General features: G+C 41.9%; 21 protein-coding genes. All 21 read left to right on the top strand.

Going from position 1 to position 17,389, the window contains the following annotated elements; genetic code table 11:
* The first annotated feature begins 31 nt into the window (after positions 1-31).
* The 21 genes from SORDD24_RS10165 to SORDD24_RS10070 all read left to right on the top strand — a co-directional run bounded on the left by SORDD24_RS10165 (position 32) and on the right by SORDD24_RS10070 (position 17,384).
* Positions 32-454, top strand: coding sequence for a hypothetical protein (locus tag SORDD24_RS10165; protein WP_061410076.1), 423 nt, complete (start codon positions 32-34; stop codon positions 452-454).
* 2 nt (positions 455-456) lie between these two features.
* Entirely contained in the window at positions 457-1,194 is a 738-nt protein-coding gene (locus SORDD24_RS10160) for a hypothetical protein (RefSeq protein ID WP_061410074.1), read from the top strand.
* Between the two features lie 13 nt (positions 1,195-1,207).
* On the top strand, positions 1,208-1,765 hold the full coding sequence (locus SORDD24_RS10155) for a hypothetical protein (RefSeq protein ID WP_061410072.1): 558 nt from the start codon (positions 1,208-1,210) through the stop codon (positions 1,763-1,765).
* Between the two features lie 10 nt (positions 1,766-1,775).
* Positions 1,776-3,359 carry a DEAD/DEAH box helicase gene (locus SORDD24_RS10150; RefSeq protein ID WP_061410069.1) on the top strand — a complete coding sequence of 528 codons (1,584 nt, stop codon included), beginning with the start codon at positions 1,776-1,778 and terminating at the stop codon, positions 3,357-3,359.
* Between the two features lie 3 nt (positions 3,360-3,362).
* Positions 3,363-4,493 (top strand): DNA cytosine methyltransferase, encoded by a 1,131-nt coding sequence (locus SORDD24_RS10145; protein ID WP_061410067.1) that lies wholly within the window; start codon positions 3,363-3,365, stop codon positions 4,491-4,493.
* A gap of 13 nt (positions 4,494-4,506) precedes the next feature.
* Positions 4,507-6,789: an AAA family ATPase gene (locus SORDD24_RS10140; RefSeq protein ID WP_061410065.1), complete on the top strand. Its 2,283-nt coding sequence runs from the start codon at positions 4,507-4,509 to the stop codon at positions 6,787-6,789.
* Positions 6,790-7,188: 399 nt separating this feature from the next.
* On the top strand, positions 7,189-7,590 hold the full coding sequence (locus SORDD24_RS10135; protein ID WP_061410063.1) for a RusA family crossover junction endodeoxyribonuclease: 402 nt from the start codon (positions 7,189-7,191) through the stop codon (positions 7,588-7,590).
* Positions 7,587-7,802, top strand: coding sequence for a hypothetical protein (locus SORDD24_RS10130; protein WP_061410061.1), 216 nt, complete (start codon positions 7,587-7,589; stop codon positions 7,800-7,802). Before SORDD24_RS10135 ends, SORDD24_RS10130 begins: the two co-directional genes overlap by 4 nt.
* Positions 7,803-7,805: 3 nt before the next feature.
* A complete protein-coding gene (locus tag SORDD24_RS10125; protein WP_061410059.1) occupies positions 7,806-7,994 on the top strand; it encodes a hypothetical protein in 189 nt (62 codons plus the stop codon).
* Complete coding sequence (locus tag SORDD24_RS11385; RefSeq protein ID WP_061410057.1) at positions 7,987-8,802, top strand: DUF1642 domain-containing protein; 816 nt, start codon at positions 7,987-7,989, stop codon at positions 8,800-8,802. Before SORDD24_RS10125 ends, SORDD24_RS11385 begins: the two co-directional genes overlap by 8 nt.
* Before the next feature lie 127 nt (positions 8,803-8,929).
* A complete protein-coding gene (locus SORDD24_RS11240; protein WP_155720157.1) occupies positions 8,930-9,082 on the top strand; it encodes a hypothetical protein in 153 nt (50 codons plus the stop codon).
* Entirely contained in the window at positions 9,083-9,508 is a 426-nt protein-coding gene (locus SORDD24_RS10115) for a DUF1492 domain-containing protein (RefSeq protein ID WP_061410055.1), read from the top strand.
* Positions 9,509-9,819: 311 nt separating this feature from the next.
* Positions 9,820-10,251: a terminase small subunit gene (locus SORDD24_RS10110; protein WP_061410053.1), complete on the top strand. Its 432-nt coding sequence runs from the start codon at positions 9,820-9,822 to the stop codon at positions 10,249-10,251.
* Positions 10,229-11,527 carry a PBSX family phage terminase large subunit gene (locus SORDD24_RS10105; protein ID WP_061410051.1) on the top strand — a complete coding sequence of 433 codons (1,299 nt, stop codon included), beginning with the start codon at positions 10,229-10,231 and terminating at the stop codon, positions 11,525-11,527. Before SORDD24_RS10110 ends, SORDD24_RS10105 begins: the two co-directional genes overlap by 23 nt.
* Positions 11,528-11,538: 11 nt before the next feature.
* Positions 11,539-12,951, top strand: a complete 1,413-nt coding sequence (locus SORDD24_RS10100; protein ID WP_061410049.1) for a phage portal protein — start codon at positions 11,539-11,541, stop codon at positions 12,949-12,951.
* Complete coding sequence (locus tag SORDD24_RS10095) at positions 12,914-14,425, top strand: minor capsid protein (RefSeq protein WP_231082764.1); 1,512 nt, start codon at positions 12,914-12,916, stop codon at positions 14,423-14,425. The genes SORDD24_RS10100 and SORDD24_RS10095 overlap by 38 nt, the downstream gene beginning before the upstream one ends.
* Positions 14,412-14,654 carry a hypothetical protein gene (locus SORDD24_RS10090; protein ID WP_061410047.1) on the top strand — a complete coding sequence of 81 codons (243 nt, stop codon included), beginning with the start codon at positions 14,412-14,414 and terminating at the stop codon, positions 14,652-14,654. Before SORDD24_RS10095 ends, SORDD24_RS10090 begins: the two co-directional genes overlap by 14 nt.
* Positions 14,655-15,043: 389 nt before the next feature.
* Positions 15,044-15,307 carry a hypothetical protein gene (locus SORDD24_RS10085; RefSeq protein WP_061410045.1) on the top strand — a complete coding sequence of 88 codons (264 nt, stop codon included), beginning with the start codon at positions 15,044-15,046 and terminating at the stop codon, positions 15,305-15,307.
* A gap of 1 nt (position 15,308) precedes the next feature.
* Complete coding sequence (locus SORDD24_RS10080; protein WP_061410043.1) at positions 15,309-15,560, top strand: DUF6275 family protein; 252 nt, start codon at positions 15,309-15,311, stop codon at positions 15,558-15,560.
* 263 nt (positions 15,561-15,823) lie between these two features.
* Positions 15,824-16,342, top strand: a complete 519-nt coding sequence (locus tag SORDD24_RS10075) for a DUF4355 domain-containing protein (RefSeq protein WP_061410040.1) — start codon at positions 15,824-15,826, stop codon at positions 16,340-16,342.
* A 25-nt stretch (positions 16,343-16,367) separates the two neighbouring features.
* On the top strand, positions 16,368-17,384 hold the full coding sequence (locus tag SORDD24_RS10070) for a carbohydrate-binding protein (RefSeq protein ID WP_061410038.1): 1,017 nt from the start codon (positions 16,368-16,370) through the stop codon (positions 17,382-17,384).
* Positions 17,385-17,389 lie beyond the last annotated feature (5 nt).

Here is a 17,389-nt window from a genome sequence, read left to right as displayed (position 1 = left end):
AAATCATAGCAAAATACAATAAGGAGTATCTATGAAAGATAAAACTATTCAAATTGATTTGTCAAAAATCGCAAATACAGCCTTACAAGAAAAGGTTGACAAAGAACTTGAAAAAGTCCTTGAGAATATTCTGGATCTCAATACAGAAGCTAAAGCAACCCGCAAGGTTACTATCACACTAACGATGTCAACAGACGATGAACGTACGGTCGTTAAGACAGGCATGGAAGTCAAATCTACTTTAGCACCACAAAAAGGTGTCGCAACAACTGTCATTGTCGGCCGTGATGACACTGGTAAAATTCACGCGAATGAGCTCAAAAGCGGCATCCCTGGTCAGACATATTTTGACGATAATGGGGACATGAGAACCGACACTGGCGATCTCATTGAAAAAGTAGAACAACAAAGCACAAATATTATTGATTACAACAAAAAGAAAGCAGGTAACTAACCATGACAGAAAATATTAAAGATGCATTATCATACGCAGTCGAACTAGCGGGTAAAGAAAAGAAAATCATTCGTTCAGAAACTGGGAAGGAATATTTTGACAGCAATGAATATGACTTACAGGAACTGACGCCTCGTAAGTACGCACCTATCCTTGAGCTTCAGACACTCAAAAGTCTAGTTGACTATCTCAAATCAGATAACGATTTCATCAGTGATCGTAAACTTGTAGTTGTCGTGGACAGTTTCCAAAAAGTATCTGTATATGATCAAGTTGATTTTGAAAATGGTAAACGTCCTCAGCTCGTATCTGTAAAAGCAACCGTTCCAGTTATTCCTTTTAGCAATTGGCGCGACCAGGAAGAATTCAATATTATGCTGCAGTCTATGTTTATCAATGATGCAGACCGTAATTTGGTTTTGGATTTTGCTAGCCATTTGAAAATCGAAAAAGGTGCAGAAGTACAGGACAATGGCATCAGTCAAATGGCTACGGTTCGTGATGGGGTAGCAAGCCTAGCACAAGCTAAAACTCCAAATCCAGTAACCTTGCGACCATATCGTACTTTCAACGAAGTAGAGCAACCAGCAAGTCAATTCGTCTTCCGCATCAACAAATTGGCAAATCTTGCGCTCTTTGAAGCAGATGGTGGTAAATGGAAATTAGAAGCCGTCGAAAGCATCGCAAATTATTTAAAAAATGAACTTGCTAGCAACAAAAAAATTACTATTTTAGCTTAAAGGAGAAATCAACATGACACAACAACAATACAATAACTTTGATCACGAAATTGGCTGGGAAGATACGATTGAAAAAGACTCGGATTTCGTCCTTTTGCCTGATGGGTTGTACTATTTTACAGTCGTTGGCATGGAACGTACACGACACACGCCAAATCCGCAAAATCCAGGTAAACTACCAGCATGTAATAAGGCTATCGTCAGCATCAAGATTGTAGCTAACGAAGGCGAGACCGAACTGCGCCACAACCTATTCTTACACAGCTCAACTGAAGGAATGTTATCTGCTTTCTTTGCTGCAATCGGCCAAAAGAAAAAGGGCGAACCGCTTCGCATGAACTGGAATACCATCATCGGTGCAACTGGAGTATGTAAAGTCGGAACCCGACAATACAATAACAACAATTACAACGAAGTCAAATCCATGCTCTACCCTGAAGACGTGGATTATACAAAAGTGTTGAACCAACAACCAGGACAAGTTACACAAGCAAGCTACCAACAACCACAACCGCAGAACTTTGGACAACAACCACAAGGACAAGCTGGATACCAAGCTGGGCAATTCTAGGAGGTAAGGGATGCAATTAAGACCTTATCAACAGGAAGCACGGGAAGCTGTTCAAGCTGAATGGGCTAAAGGTCGCAAGCGCACGCTCTTAGTATTGCCTACAGGATGTGGAAAGACAATCGTCTTCTCCAAAATCATTGAAGATCAAGTGAAAGAGGGCAAGCGTGTGCTTGTCCTTGCTCATAGGTCAGAGCTTTTAGAGCAGGCTAGCGACAAGCTCAAGACTGCGACAGGTCTCGGCACGGCCTTAGAAAAAGCTGAGAATACCTCTATCGGTTCATGGTATCGTGTTGTAGTTGGTTCTGTTCAGACGATGCAGAGAGAGAAGCGACTTAGTCAATTTCCTCCTGACTGGTTCGATACGATTGTGGTTGACGAAGCTCATCACGCTATTTCAGACGGTTATCAACGTGTCCTTGGTTATTTTGCACAATCGAATGTATTGGGAGTAACTGCAACGCCTGACCGCGGAGATATGAAGAACCTTGGTTCTTACTTCGACAGCTTAGCTTATGAGTATTCGCTAGTTCAAGCTATCCAAGAAGGGTATCTATCTAAAATTAAGGCCTTGACAATACCGCTCAGCTTGGATTTAACAAACGTCAGTATGTCAGCTGGTGATTTCAAAGCGAGCGATGTCGGAACGGCACTGGATCCATATCTGGAACAGATAGCAGATGAAATGGCCAAGCAATGTGCAGACCGCAAGACAGTCGTATTCTTGCCTTTGGTGAAGACCTCACAGAAGTTTCGAGATATTCTAAACGCAAAAGGTTTTCGCGCTGCTGAAGTAAATGGAGAGTCCAAGGACCGTGCCGAAGTCTTAGAAGACTTCGAGAATGACCGCTACAACGTTCTTTGTAACTCTATGCTCTTGACTGAAGGCTGGGATTGCCCATCAGTAGATTGCGTGGTAGTGTTAAGACCTACTAAGGTACGTGCCTTGTATAGCCAGATGGTAGGGCGTGGGACTCGCTTGCATCCAGGTAAAGAAGAACTGCTTTTGCTAGACTTCCTCTGGCACACTGAACGCCACGAACTCTGTCGGCCAGCTCACCTTATCTGTGAAACGCCAGAAGTCGCTCAGAAAATGGTTGAGAATATGGAAGAGCAAACAGGTGTCATGCTTGACCTTGAGGATATGGAAGTCAAGGCAACCGAGGACGTTGTCGCACAGCGTGAAGAGGCTTTGGCAAAACAGCTGGAAGAAATGCGCAAGCGTAAGCGTAAACTTGTGGATCCATTGCAATTCGAAATGTCTATCCATGCTGAAGATTTATCGAACTACGTTCCTAACTTTGGATGGGAAATGGCTCCTGCTAGCGATAAACAAATCAAAGCGCTTGAGAAGTACGGCATACTTCCTGATGAAATCGGGAATGCTGGAAAGGCTGCTTTATATTTAGACAGATTGCACAAGAGACAAGCAGAAGGTTTGACCACACCAAAACAGATTCGTTTTCTGGAAGGTCGAGGCTTTAAAGATGTCGGGATGTGGCAATTTGACCACGCTAGGAATATGATTGATCGCATTGCTGCAAACGGCTGGCGATTGCCAGCAGGCGTGCGACCAGCTGAATATATACCGGGGTGATGTATGAAGTTTCTTGATTTATTTGCTGGCATCGGTGGGTTCCGTCTTGGAATGGAATCCGCGGGTCATGAATGTGTTGGTTTTTGCGAAATTGACAAATTCGCAAGAGCTAGTTATAAAGCTATACACAATACGAAGGGAGAAATAGAATTACATGACATCACAGCAGTATCAGACGAGTTTATTCGAGGAATCGGACGTGTGGACATTATCTGTGGAGGATTTCCGTGCCAAGCTTTCAGCATTGCAGGAAACAGACGAGGTTTTGAAGATACACGAGGAAGTCTCTTCTTTGAAATTGCAAGGTTCGCATCTATTCTCAGACCTAAATATCTATTCCTTGAGAACGTCAAAGGACTCCTCAACCATGACGGAGGAGCTACATTTGAGACCATCCTCGGAGCCTTGGATGAATTGGGGTACAATGTGGAATGGGAAAATATTAACAGCAAGAATTTTGGAGTCCCCCAAAACAGGGAGCGCGTGCTCATTATCGGCCATCTTAGAGGAGAATGTACCAGAAGAGTTTTTCCTCTCTCAAAAAGTGGCCAGCAAGCTACTTCAATCAACGAACAGTACAGCAATACCATTACAACCAGATACGGAAACTCACAAGGCGCAGGGGCGTACATTGTTGAAAGTAAATCGCAGAAAGTGAGGTCCATCGGAAACATCCATCCTTCAGGAAATGGGATGAATGGAGAGGTTTATGATTCAACTGGATTGGCTCCTACACTCACAACAAATAAAGGGGAGGGTGTAAAAATTATTCAAAGAGCACACGGTTATAATCGAGGCGGAGAACATGACATCGCTCCTACTCTAACTAGCAATAGCTATCAAGAGAATAACCTGGTCAAAGTTGTAGACTTTTACAACAAAATCACAAAAGATGAGGTTGGGACATTAACATCAAGTGGGGGAGGTAGTACTGTTCGAGCTGGAAGTTTTGGAATCACCGATGGCTATCGTATTCGCAAACTAACACCTCGTGAGTGCTGGAGGTTACAAGGTTTTCCTGATTGGGCGTTTGATAAAGCGCAAGAAGTTAGTAGCAATAGTCAATTATACAAACAAGCCGGAAACAGCGTGACAGTCAATGTCATTGCGGCAATAGCAAAGGAATTTAAATAAAAAGGAGAAAACAGTGGCAGAGAATGATTTTAATTTGTTGCCGTTGCTGGATTATATCAATCCTGCCACGGTAGATTATCAAACGTGGGTCAATGTCGGCATGGCCCTCAAGCATGAAGGATATACGGCATCTGACTGGGATAACTGGTCGCAAAATGATAGTCGATACAAGAAATTCGAGTGTTTCAAGAAATGGGATACCTTCAACGAGGAAGCAGGAACTATCGTGACGGGTGCGACTATTACCCAACTTGCAAAAGAAAACGGCTGGGTGTCGCAATCTGGCTATGATAGTGAGAATGCGCATGAGTTAGGCTGGACCGATACAATAGATCGTGATTATCGTGTCATTGATAAAGATTGGATCGAGGGCAAGGAAATCCACGAGCCGACAGTTTGGAATCCAGTACAAGAAATCATCAAATACCTTGAAACACTTTTTGAAGCCGGTGAAAATGTCGGTTATGTGACCAAGTGCTACCCCAAGATTGACGACGAAACTGGCGAGATTGTTAAATGGCTGCCAACTAAGGGAGCATATGATCGTACAGCTGGTGAGTTGATTCAGCTCTTACAAGAATGTAATGGAGATATTGGAGCTGTCCTTGGTGACTATCACGAAGAAGCTGGCGCATGGGTGCGATTCAATCCCATGGATGGCAAGGGCGCTAAAAACGAAAATGTGACAGATTTTCGCTATGCTCTGGTCGAATCCGATAGCATGCCGATTGACAAGCAGAATGCCATCTACAAAGAACTTGAATTGCCAATTGCAGCCTTAGTACACAGTGGGAACAAGTCATTGCATGCCATCGTCAAAGTAGATGCTAAGAATTATGAAGAGTATCGGAACCGGGTTGATTATCTTTATAAAATCTGTCAGAAGAACGGAATTATAGTTGATACTCAAAATAAAAATCCAAGTAGACTTTCGCGCATGCCAGGTTTCGTCCGAAATGGCCAGAAGCAATTTCTAGTAGATACCAACATTGGTAAAGCTGATTGGGACGAGTGGTACCAATACATCGAAGACTTGAACGATGATTTACCTGATCCTGAAGGATTGGCCGACAGTTGGGATAATTTGCCAGAATTGGCGCCTGAGCTGATTAAAGGCGTGCTTCGTCAAGGTCATAAGATGCTGATTGCCGGGCCTTCAAAAGCTGGTAAGTCATTCGCTTTGATTGAGATGTCAATCGCTATTGCCGAGGGCAAGAAATGGCTTGGTTGGGATTGTACCCAAGGGCGTGTCCTCTATGTCAATCTGGAACTAGACCGTCCGTCCGCCTTGCATCGATTCCGCGATGTTTACCAAGCCATGGGATTACCACCACAGAACATCAGTAACATTGATATCTGGAATTTGCGTGGAAAGACCGTACCGATGGACAAGCTAGCGCCTAAGCTTATCCGCAGGGCTTTGAAGAAGAATTATATCGCAGTTATTATCGACCCGATTTACAAGGTCCTGACTGGAGACGAGAACAGCGCAGACCAGATGGCACACTTTACCAATCAATTCGATAAAGTGGCCACAGAGCTCGGCTCTAGTGTTATCTACTGCCATCACCACTCAAAAGGTTCGCAAGGTGGCAAGAAGTCCATGGACCGTGCCAGTGGTTCGGGTGTATTCGCTAGGGATCCTGACGCGCTTATTGATTTGGTCGAGCTGGAAGTGTCAGAGGAATTGCTTACTCAAAGACTGAATCAAGCAGCGTGCGAAGTATACAAACAGGCCTTGCAAGAGCTAAATAATGCCTATTACCAGCAAAATGTCGGACTAGATGATCTATTGAGCCCTGCGCAAATGCGGACGCACTTCGAGAAAGGTATTCCTGATGTCATGGCTCGGGCGCCTTACACAGACAAACTCGAAGAAGTCCGTAACAAGGTCCAGATAGCGACCGCATGGCGCGTCGAAGGCACGCTTCGAGAGTTTGCCAAGTTCAAGCCAGTCAACATGTGGTTCAGCTATCCAGTGCATACACTTGATGAATCGGGTGTGTTGGCGGATATACAATTGGGTGAAGATGTGAATGGGAACAATTCGCCTTGGAAGAAGAATTTCGATAAAAAAAGTTCAAAAAAAGAACGCTCTGAGAAACGCTCTGAAAAAATAGAAACTGCAATTTCAACTCTTGCAGACGGGATTAGTCCAGTTACTATTGATGATTTAATTGGATATTTTTCAACCGAGGAAAAGCCAGTAAGTGAAAAAACAGTCCGTAGATGGATAAAAAATAATGGTAATTTTGAAGTAAAAAACAAAGAAATTATAGCAAAATCAGACACCTAGGGACAAAGATAGAGACAAAAAAAACAATCGAGTTTGTCCCTAGGGACAAAATGAGGGACAAGGACAAAGTCGATGGACAAATTCGATTATGTCTATCAAAAATGTCCTTAGGGACGAGGGACAAAATATCGAAAATGTCCTTGTCTCTACAAGTTCAATTTGAGGGACAAAATGAGGGACAAAGTCGATTATTTATCGAAAATGTCCCTAGGGACAAAATAAGGGACAGAATATTCTCTTTCTCCGAAAGAAGAATATTTAGGAAATGTCCCTGATGGTCCATGGGTACAGGTACAGGAACAGGGGCGATTGAGCTACGCCCCCTGTAACCCTGTAACCCTGTCCCCTGACGTGGACTAAAAGCGAAATTTAAAAAAAGAAAGGAGTACATTTATAAAAATGTATATTGAATTCTTTTTACCTATGCAAAAAATTCCAACAACGACTCACCAACAAAAAAAGGTAAATGTCCAATTTGGTAAGCCAATCTTTTATGAGCCAGAGGATTTGAAAAATGCCAGAGCAAAATTTGATAGCTTGCTTGCGCAGCATGTACCTCCGAATAAAATTAAAGGAGCGATTCGTCTGACGGTCAAGTGGTGCTTCCCTCGTATCAAAAAAAGCTACGACGGCCAGTACAAGACCACAAAGCCAGATACGGATAATCTGCAGAAGCTACTCAAGGACTGCATGACAAAACTTGGCTACTGGCAAGATGATGCACAAGTGGCCAGCGAGATTGTCGAAAAGTTCTGGGCGGATACAGTCGGGATCTATATCAAGATTGAGGAATTGCCATGAAAATCAATTATATTGATTTCTTTAGCAGAGTTATTCCGGAATGGATGACGCGCAGTAACCAGAAAAGTCAAGAGGTCGGTTTTGGTTCAGATGTCTATTGGCTGTGGGCTGTGTCGTCCATCGGAGAAATTTGTAAACAATACAACGATGATGAGCTGGTGACGGAGCAGTTCGGCCTGCTCTTCAGCTGGCTTGAGAAACAGGCAGGTTAAACCATGAAAAACAACAAACAAATAATGATTGACGGATTGAAGCGGTCAATCGAGCAGACAGAGGCAAGGATAGTAGAATTGTCTAAGCCTTGCGTAAAATCACTTGCTTTTAGCAGGTCGGAAGAACGTGACTTGTTGAAAAAGCGAGTGAAGAAAATGAAAGGACAGTTAAAGGAGTTGGAAGATGAATAAGCAGGAATTGATTAATGTCCCACGGATTTTGTTCCCTATCGGAACAGATGTTTTAATAAAAGGGAAGATAGTTAGCTTAAAGGTGCTTGATGACAGGTTTGTTGAGAACGTTGTTAAACTTGATTACGGCGAACAAATTATTGCACCAAACGATGCGATTTATGTCAAGGGCGAACCCGAAACAGGTCACGCAGACGAAGCTCCGCGCTATCTCAAGAACGTACTAGCACGATTACGAGAATTGCCATTGCATAATAGAGAGGTCTGGTTGAAAGCTATCATGAGTGAATTTGGACAAGATTTCAGTCATGCAAAATGGCGTGAAGGTTACGAGCAAGGCAAACTTGAGGGAGCATGGGTTGGCGAACAATTGAAAGATGCTGATAAGATTCGGAAAGAATTGAATAGGCCAGTGATTCCGCAATTTGTTGCTGATTGGTACGAAAAACACAAATATGCTCTAGAATTTAATATTTTTGATTATGTATATAGGTTTGAGCAACAGGCAGAAAATGATTTTAAGGATTGGTTTGATGACATAAACACTAAAGCAATCCAAATCCTTATAAATATGCACCAATTCGGCTACGAGGTCGAGGAAGAGAAGCGGTATTTGGTGAAGATGAAAGGTATTGATACTAATTTTAATTTTTTAAATCGTAACAGAAACGAAAACTACTGGATATTTTCAAGCAAAGACAAAAATACTTTATATCAAACACATCACACCCTCAAAGAACTAGAAGAAGCTAACTTCGGCTGGGTATTTGATTGTCCGGGTATTGAGATTGAGGAGGTGGAAGAATGAAACGACCAAACAGATATCCGTATTCTAAGAGTCAATGGAGCGTTCTTTATAGATTCAACCACGGAACCCGTCAAAGAGAACCATATCTATTAAATAATCTTACGCTCAAAACAAAGGAGTTGGAGTGATGGAAGATGAGGTTTGGTTAGAATGGATTGCTGAGGTCATGGCAACTAAGCCAGTCGGCAACGAATTGCTAGAAAGCCAGCGCGGTCAAGAGGTAGTTGATTTGCTATTGGATTTAGAAAGAGCTGATTTTAATTGGCATCGAGGAGGATGAATGACGATAAATATCAAGCAAAGATTAAAAGCATTGCAGTACATTGATATCAAAGCGAAGTCAAAACATCAGGAAATTATCAGTTTGAAGTCAGGCATTTTACGAGGACAGCAGTTTGACAATATGCCAAAATCGAAGAATGATAAAAATCAATCAGAAGAATTGAATATTCTGATTATTGATAAAACGGAACAGCTCTATCAAGAAATTCAAGTTTTATATAAAGAGCGGGATGAGTTAGTTCAAGCGATCGAATCGCTAGACGATCCGGTAGAAAATATCGTAATGCGGTTGTTTTACATCGATGGTATGACATGGAATGAAGTCGAAGCTAGGCTAAAATATAGTAGAGGCGCTATTCAAAAAATCAGAAAGTCTGCCTTTGAAAATTTATCTAAAAATTGTGAACGAAGTGAACTAAAGTGAACTTTTAATGTGCTATTATGATATTGTCAGCAAGTACGGTAAAGCGGACTGATGACTCCTTTAATAATTTTTTTGTAACGGTATCAGGGACGAGCCAGTGATTTCTTCTTAGTCTTTTTGGGTCCAATCCTTGATGTCGTTATTTTTTTGAACTTACAAATGGTTGCGGAGCGACTAGACCTTGCATGATTGCATAGCTAATTATATTCCGGATAAGTTATAAGCTAGAGGGTTTGATTCCCTTAGAGGTTTTATTTTAAAGTCACACATTGTGTGGCTTTTTGTGTTGTAAAAAATGGAGGTGATGGAAAATCGCTAAATTAACTTTAAAACAACAGAGATTCGCTGATGAGTACATCATCAGCGGAAATGCGACAGATGCAGCTATTAAGGCAGGGTATAGCTCTAAATATGCTAATACTAACGCGTCTAAGTTACTACAAAATACTACAATCAAATCTTATATCGATGAAAGACTGGCTCGGCTTGCGTCTGAAAAAATTGCAACGCAGGAAGAGGTGCTTACTTACCTAACTTCGGTCATGCGAGGAGAAACGCAAGAACAGACCTTGATTAGCATTGGAGAGCTAGGTCAGACGATTACGGATATAGATGTTGGAGCGAAAGATCGAATTAAGGCAGCCGAGCTTTTGGGTAAACGTCACAGGCTTTGGACGGATAAATCCGAAGTCGATATTTCTGGAACGGTGGTGTTTGCGAATGAGTCAGACATACCAGATTAAACAGAACGATATTATCGTAGACCTACCTAAGACAGTAGGTGGTGGATATGGTCAATTCTGGCGCTCGAGAAACTTGTACAGAGTCGTAAAAGGGTCTCGTGGTTCGAAGAAGTCAAAGACGACTGCTTTAAACTATGTTACTCGCATTTTAAAATATCCCTGGGCCAACTTACTTGTTATTCGTAGATACTCTAACACAAACAAACAATCGACCTACACGGATTTCAAGTGGGCAGCTAACCAACTAAAAGTCGCTCATAAGTTTAAATTCAACGAGTCGTTGCCTGAGATAACTGTCAAAGAAACAGGCCAGAAGATCCTCTTCCGCGGTTTGGATGATGAACTTAAAATCACATCTATCACGGTCGATGTAGGTATACTTTGCTGGGCTTGGTTCGAGGAAGCATATCAAATCGAGACTGAAGATAAGTTTAGTACAGTTGTTGAATCTATCCGTGGTAGCTTAGATGTACCTGATTTCTTTAAACAAATCACGGTCACATTCAACCCATGGAATGAGAGGCACTGGCTCAAACGTGTCTTTTTTGATAAGGAGACTCAGCGAGCAGACACGCTATCGCTTACAACAACTTTTAGATGCAATGAATGGCTTGACGAAGTCGATATCAAGCGTTATGAGGACTTGTATCACACGAATCCAAGACGGGCTAGAATTGTCTGTGATGGCGAGTGGGGAGTTGCTGAAGGTTTAATCTACGAGAACGTGACTGTCAAGGATTTCGATAAGGATGAATTACTACGAGATTCAGCTAACAAATTATGTATCGGTCTTGACTTTGGTTTTACTCATGATCCAACTGCTTTGTGTTGCTCGCTGATAAACGATACTACAAAAGAGATACACATCTTTGACGAAGCGTACAAGGTTGGTTTGATAACCAAGGAAGTCGCTAAGATGATAAAAGATAAAGGATATCATCGCTCTACAATCATCGCAGATAGCGCAGAGTCACGATTGATTGAAGAACTCAGGTCAGAGCACGGGATATCTCGAATCAAAGAGAGTAGAAAGGGAAAGGATAGTATCATGGCAGGCGTGTCCAAATTACAAGGATACGCTATTTATGTGCATCCGAATTGTGAACACATCATGGATGAATTTTATAGTTATTGTTATCAACGAGATAAAGAAGGCAATTGGTTGAACAAACCAGAAGATAAGAACAACCACTTGATGGATGCGCTGAGATATAGCCTTCAATGCATCGAAGGTGGGAAAGCAACCGTCCGCAGACGTTCGCAGTACGGTTTATAGAAAGGAATGAAATGTATCAGATTTTAACTTATCCACGAGACGGATACGATGAAACAGCTTTGAATAAGGAATTGATTTACAAGTTGATTCGCAAACATACACTAGAGCGCAGTCGCTTACAGGATTTGAAGAAATACTATTTGGGTGATCATGCTATCTTGAAACACACGAGAAGAAATCAGAATGCTCCGAACTTCAAGACAGTAGCAAACCACGCTAAGGACATTGCAGACACGTCTACTGGCTATTTTATGGGCAATCCTATCAAGTATAACAACACCGCTGAGAGCGACCTTGAGCCTTTACTTGAGGCTTTCGATGGCGCTGAAATTGACCAAGTGGATGCGCAGAATGCTTTGAACATGGCTATCTATGGACGTGCTTACGAGTACATCTATGCAAAAGAGGGATTGACTGAGCTTGATTCGACCAGCGTAGATCCTGAGAATGTATTCATCGTTTACGATGATAGCATCGAACGCAAGGCTTTATTTGCGGTATACTACTACGAAATTAAAGACGACACGAAAGATGCGACTAAGTATCAAGCTGAAGTCTTTACTCAAAAACTGCATTACCACATCGTGCTGCGTGATTCGAGCACAGGAACGACGCAGAATGAGAATGTAGAAGAACATAATCTTGGTCAAATCCCAATCATTGAATACCGCAATAATCACTTTGCGATTGGTGATTATGAGCAACAAATCAGCTTGATTGATGCTTACAATTCATTGATGGGCAATCGCGTCAACGACAAAGAGCAGGCAGTCGAGTCTATTCTTGTTCTGTACGGTGCGCAGTTGGCTGACAATCTAGAGGATGCTAGAGAGGCAATGAGTATCCTTGCTGAAGAAGGCCTTTTGGAATTGCCAGCAGATGCTAAGGCTGATTTCTTAAAGAATGCTCTGGACGAGAACGCAACTGAAATCTTGCGCAAGGCTTTGAAAGAAGACATCTACACATTTAGCCATGTGCCGAATTTGACAGATGAAAACTTCGCTGGCAATAGCTCGGGCGTAGCCATGGAATTCAAGCTACTGGGCCTTGAAATGATTACTAAGACGAAAGAAGCAAACTACAAGCGAGGTCTAAGACAACGGATTGCTATCTTCGCTCATTATTTGGGTATGCAGCAGATTGCGCTTGAAGCACATTCAATCGTGCCACAATTCAGCCGTGGACTTCCTAAGAACTTGCTTGAATTATCACAGATTATCAATAATCTTGAAGGCAAGGTCTCCCTTCGTCAGCTTATTTCGCTCTTGCCATTCGTTGAAGATCCTGATTCTGAATTGGAAGAACTCGAGGAAGAGAAAGAAAAGAATAAGGACCGTGTGCCGTTCTTTAACCAGGCTAACACGAAGCCGGATGATGAGGTAGCAGATGAAGAACAAGGAATACTGGACGAAGAGGAAGGCTAACCTCATCTATGAGCAGATGGATAAGGCTGAGAGGCAAGCAGACAAGTTCGACGAGATTTACAAGCAATCTAAAGCCTATTTAGATAAGCAAATCAACAAAGTCTTTGACAAGTTTCAACGCGATTATGGATTGAGCGAGCGTGAGGCTAGACAGGTCTTAAAAAATATGAAGGACCAGAAGGACCTAAACGAACTTCGTAAGGTTATTGAAGCGAGACCGAGCGACCCAAACATTCAAAGGTTGCTTGCTGATTTAGACAGTCCAGCTTACTCTTATCGTATGAAGCGTTTAGAGCGTCTAAACGACGACCTAGACCGCATGCGTGAGTCAATCTATCGTTCAGAGAAGAAAGGCTCAGATGCTTTTTATAGTGACTTGATGAAAGATAGCTACTACAAGGCTACCTTTGACTTGCAACAGCAGACAGGACTTGCTTACAGCTTCTCAAGTCTCCCTGAAACAGAAATCAAGCGTTTAAGGGGCTTAAAATGGACAGGAGAGGGCTATTCGGATAGGATATGGGATAATACAGGGGCGCTTGCTTCAAGCGTGAAAGACGAGCTCCTAGTGAGTCTCATGACGGGTCGAAGTACACGAGATACTGCTCGGGCAATCGCTGAACGATTTGATGTTGGTCAAAACAACGCAAGGCGCTTGGTTCGTACTGAGTCGGCCTTTTTTCATAACCAGATGGAACTGCTCAGCTATGAAGATGCTGAGATTACAAAGTACAAATTTGTAGCAGTGTTGGACAAGCGCACGTCTCACATTTGCCAGGAGCACGACAACAAGGTTTATGATACGGACAAGGCTGTTCCTGGCGTGAACTATCCACCACTCCATCCGTGGTGCAGGTCTACGACTATCGCCCACGATGATGATATCGACTACAGCAAGTTAGAGCGCAGGGCGAGAAATCCTGAAACAGGAAAGGTTGAGTATGTACCTGCTGATATGAGTTATAAAGAGTGGTATGACAAATACGTTGCAAAAGACAGGACAAAGAGTTATAATGAAGGTATGGATAAGTCAACTCCTAAGGTTTCTAGTGGTTCAATAAGCGCTGCTCGTGGAGACGTAGAGAAGCAAAAGAATGACTTTGCAGTAAGATACTACAATCAGCTGAGAAATTCGGACAGAGCAGACGTTGTGGAAAAAATGGCAAAAAGCAGTAAACTACCATATTCTACAGTGTCAAAAGCATTAGAACACATCCTAGACAATAAGTATTTATTGTGGGATTATGAAGCCTTTGAAGAAAGAATGATGAACTTTTATCCACATTATGATATGGCTCAAAGTTTTCAAAGATTATACATGGGCGACCCAAAAGAGAGTGATATAATAATGCTACAACACGAGAGTCTTGAGTCGTACTACATGAACCATAAAAAAATGGATTATGATGAAGCTCATAAAAAAGCTAACATAAAATTTAATTACCAGGAGGCAAGTGAAAATGGCGAAGATTGATAAACAAATTATTACTATGCGTAAGATTGAAGATAACGCTGTTTTAAGACGATACTCTGCGGTAAGTGGGGAATGTCAAGGCGTTGCTACAGTAGACAAAAACACCTTAAATTATAGCTATAAAGGCGATGATTTGGAAGAGTTTGCTTCGTTTTTAAAAGATACTTTAACTAAAAGTATCAAGCTTGGAAAAAAATTGCCAGATAAATTTTCACATGGTTTTGGGTAAAAAAATAACTAATGATTATCAAAGCACCTAGAGAAATCTAAGTGCTTTTTTCGTGCTCAGAAAGGATTGAGAATGAATACAACAAGAATTGGGATAACTGACGTAGAATTTTCAGGATCAGGCGGAAATAGCTCAGCGACATTGAAATTAGAGTTAAGTATTTATGGGGCGGATACGTTCAGCGCGATTGAGTTACTACCTAAAATATTAACCGACATTTCTTCATTATCGTATGAAGTTGATTGATTATAACTAAGAAAGGAGTAAAACATGTTCATTTGGGAATGGATAGCAATCGCCTTCGGGTGGTTGGTATTTTTGTTTTTAATCTTTATTATTTCAGCGTTAATTGGCGGGATAATTGATGGCATAAAGAAAGGATTGAAGAAATGAAATACAGAAAGAAGCCTGTAGTCATTGAGGCGGTTCAGTTCGTAGATACGGAAGAAGCTATAGATGAGCTATGCGATTTTGGACTAGACCCAGTACGGATTGACTACGCTGATTTAAGCAATCCTCTTTTAAAAATCGAAACGCTTGAAGGGTTGATGATTGCGACTGAAGGGGATTATATCATCAAAGGTGTGCAAGGCGAGTTTTATCCATGCAAACCAGATATTTTTGCGGAGACATACGAAAAAACGGAGGAATGAAATGTTAGAAAAAGCAAAACAATTGGCATCACAAGAATTTTCGCGCTTATCAGATCGTGAAATCAAAGCAGAAGACTGCTTTGTGGTTTGGTTTAGCAAGACTTTGCAAAATTGGAAGGCTCTTGTTAGTACGAACGCAATTACATCAAGCGAACCTTGTGGAGATTATGCAGAAATCACGCATAACGGAGACAAGAAAGAGACTTATGTGGATGTTTACGCCAAGGTTTCAAATTGTGCCATTAAAGATTAGGAGGTGATCCAACATCTTGACTAGCAGGAATAGACTGCTATAAATTACTGTAAATTGCTATAAACCGTGTCGAATTCGATGCGGTTTTTATATGCGCACGAAGGGAAGATAGTTCGATTCTATCTTACGGGTTAATTAAGTTCGATTCTTAAAATCTGGCGAGCGGTTCGAGTCCGCTGGTGCGCTTATTGTCCAAGCATTGACGACACTAAAAGCCATGGAATTATACAGTCGGGGACGACTTTAAAAATAGGAGGTTCGTAATGAACGAAGAAACACAAACAGTCGAAACGGTTGAAGAACAAAAGGTACCTGCAGAACCTACTATCGAAACCCAACCGCAAGACGAGAAAAAATACACAGATGCAGAAGTCGATGCTATCATCGATAAGAAATTTGCTAAGTGGAAATCAGAGCAAGAAGCTAAGGAAAACGAAGCTAAGAAGCTTGCCAAAATGAACGCTGACGAGAAACAGAAATATCAGTTGGATCAGCGTGAGCAAGAACTAGCTGACCGTGAAAAGGCTATTGCTCGCAAGGAATTGACCGCAGAGGCTAAGACGATGCTAAGCGAACGTGGCTTACCAGTTGAATTAGTATCTGTGGTTGATTTATCAAACGCTGAAGCCGTGACTGAATCAGTCGCAAGTATTCAGAAAACGTGGGAGGATGCAGTCCAGAAAGGTGTATCTGACCGAATGAAAGGTAGCGCACCTATTAAGACTGCGCCAACAAATCAGCAAGAAGTTATTGAAAAATGGAAACAGGACTTTTTGCGCTAGAAAATAAAAAATGAGGTAAAAATAAATGGCATTTGAAGCATTAAACACAGCAGAATCACGCAAGCGTCATCTTGGTATTATCGAAGATGTAGTGGCAGTTAATTCATACGCAACACCGCTCTTGACTCCAAGTGAGGCAGTAACGCTACAAGGGCGCTCTTTCACAGTTGCAACTGGTGACACAACTGAGTTGAAAGACTACAAGCGTAACCAAAAGAATGAATTTGACAATGTTGAAGTAGAAGAAAAGGTCTACACCCTTGAAGAAGAAAAATATTGGGGCCGTTTCGTCGACCAGTTGGACGAACGTGACTCAAACGGTCAAGTGAATATTGAGTATGTGATTGCTCGTCAAGCTGCTAAAGTAGTCGCTCCGTATCTTGACAAACTTCGTTTTGATGCAGCACTTGGCAACGTAAGCGACAATGTGGTCATGGGTAAAACTGCAGGAGCAAACAACGCTTACAATGCAGTTCTTGATGTGTCTGAGAAATTGGATGAACTTGGAATCACAAAAGAACGCTTGCTCTTCGTGACTCCAAGTTTCTACAAGGCTATCAAATCTGAAATCGTGCGCTTGCCACAAGGTGATGCTGATAAAAAAGTTCTTGGTAAAGGATATGTCGGTGAATTGGATGACTACACAGTCTACAAAGTACCTTCAAAATTCTTGCCAAACGTAAACGCTCTTGCAGCTACACCTGGTGTAGTGACATCACCAATTCAAATTGATAACACTAAGTACAACGACAATGTACCTGGCCGTTTTGGTGAATTGGTAGAACAATTGCTCTACACTGGAGCGTATGTACTTGAACATTTCCAAAAGTACATCATCACAATTGCAGATACTAAGCCTGCCGCTAAAAAATCAGCACAAGGCAAGACAGTGAACCGTGCTAAAGCGTGGAAGACTGGAACAACATACAAAGAAGGCGATACAGTAACGCATGAGGACAAGGTCTACGTTGCTATCAAAGACATCACTAGCTCGACCGACGCACCAGACTCTGACTCTGCTAACTGGAAAATCAAGAAATAAGGTCT

The organism is Streptococcus oralis (genome assembly GCF_001579175.1).
GTDB classification, from domain to species: domain Bacteria; phylum Bacillota; class Bacilli; order Lactobacillales; family Streptococcaceae; genus Streptococcus; species Streptococcus oralis_O.
Note: the sequence above shows the minus strand (reverse complement) of the source record. Positions and strands in the feature narration are given on the sequence as shown.

Bases quoted from the DNA above. Each gene is read 5' to 3' on its own strand.
- SORDD24_RS11240 (WP_155720157.1), top strand. From the start codon at position 8,930: ATGGAAGATGAGGTTTGGTTAGAATGGATTGCTGAGGTCATGGCAACT.
- SORDD24_RS10095 (WP_231082764.1), top strand. From the start codon at position 12,914: ATGAAGAACAAGGAATACTGGACGAAGAGGAAGGCTAACCTCATCTAT.
- SORDD24_RS10160 (WP_061410074.1), top strand. From the start codon at position 457: ATGACAGAAAATATTAAAGATGCATTATCATACGCAGTCGAACTAGCG.
- SORDD24_RS10145 (WP_061410067.1), top strand. From the start codon at position 3,363: ATGAAGTTTCTTGATTTATTTGCTGGCATCGGTGGGTTCCGTCTTGGA.
- SORDD24_RS10085 (WP_061410045.1), top strand. From the start codon at position 15,044: ATGAAATACAGAAAGAAGCCTGTAGTCATTGAGGCGGTTCAGTTCGTA.
- SORDD24_RS10090 (WP_061410047.1), top strand. From the start codon at position 14,412: ATGGCGAAGATTGATAAACAAATTATTACTATGCGTAAGATTGAAGAT.
- SORDD24_RS10070 (WP_061410038.1), top strand. From the start codon at position 16,368: ATGGCATTTGAAGCATTAAACACAGCAGAATCACGCAAGCGTCATCTT.
- SORDD24_RS10135 (WP_061410063.1), top strand. From the start codon at position 7,189: ATGTATATTGAATTCTTTTTACCTATGCAAAAAATTCCAACAACGACT.
- SORDD24_RS10130 (WP_061410061.1), top strand. From the start codon at position 7,587: ATGAAAATCAATTATATTGATTTCTTTAGCAGAGTTATTCCGGAATGG.
- SORDD24_RS11385 (WP_061410057.1), top strand. From the start codon at position 7,987: ATGAATAAGCAGGAATTGATTAATGTCCCACGGATTTTGTTCCCTATC.
- SORDD24_RS10100 (WP_061410049.1), top strand. From the start codon at position 11,539: ATGTATCAGATTTTAACTTATCCACGAGACGGATACGATGAAACAGCT.
- SORDD24_RS10125 (WP_061410059.1), top strand. From the start codon at position 7,806: ATGAAAAACAACAAACAAATAATGATTGACGGATTGAAGCGGTCAATC.
- SORDD24_RS10105 (WP_061410051.1), top strand. From the start codon at position 10,229: ATGAGTCAGACATACCAGATTAAACAGAACGATATTATCGTAGACCTA.
- SORDD24_RS10150 (WP_061410069.1), top strand. From the start codon at position 1,776: ATGCAATTAAGACCTTATCAACAGGAAGCACGGGAAGCTGTTCAAGCT.
- SORDD24_RS10115 (WP_061410055.1), top strand. From the start codon at position 9,083: ATGACGATAAATATCAAGCAAAGATTAAAAGCATTGCAGTACATTGAT.
- SORDD24_RS10075 (WP_061410040.1), top strand. From the start codon at position 15,824: ATGAACGAAGAAACACAAACAGTCGAAACGGTTGAAGAACAAAAGGTA.
- SORDD24_RS10080 (WP_061410043.1), top strand. From the start codon at position 15,309: ATGTTAGAAAAAGCAAAACAATTGGCATCACAAGAATTTTCGCGCTTA.
- SORDD24_RS10165 (WP_061410076.1), top strand. From the start codon at position 32: ATGAAAGATAAAACTATTCAAATTGATTTGTCAAAAATCGCAAATACA.
- SORDD24_RS10155 (WP_061410072.1), top strand. From the start codon at position 1,208: ATGACACAACAACAATACAATAACTTTGATCACGAAATTGGCTGGGAA.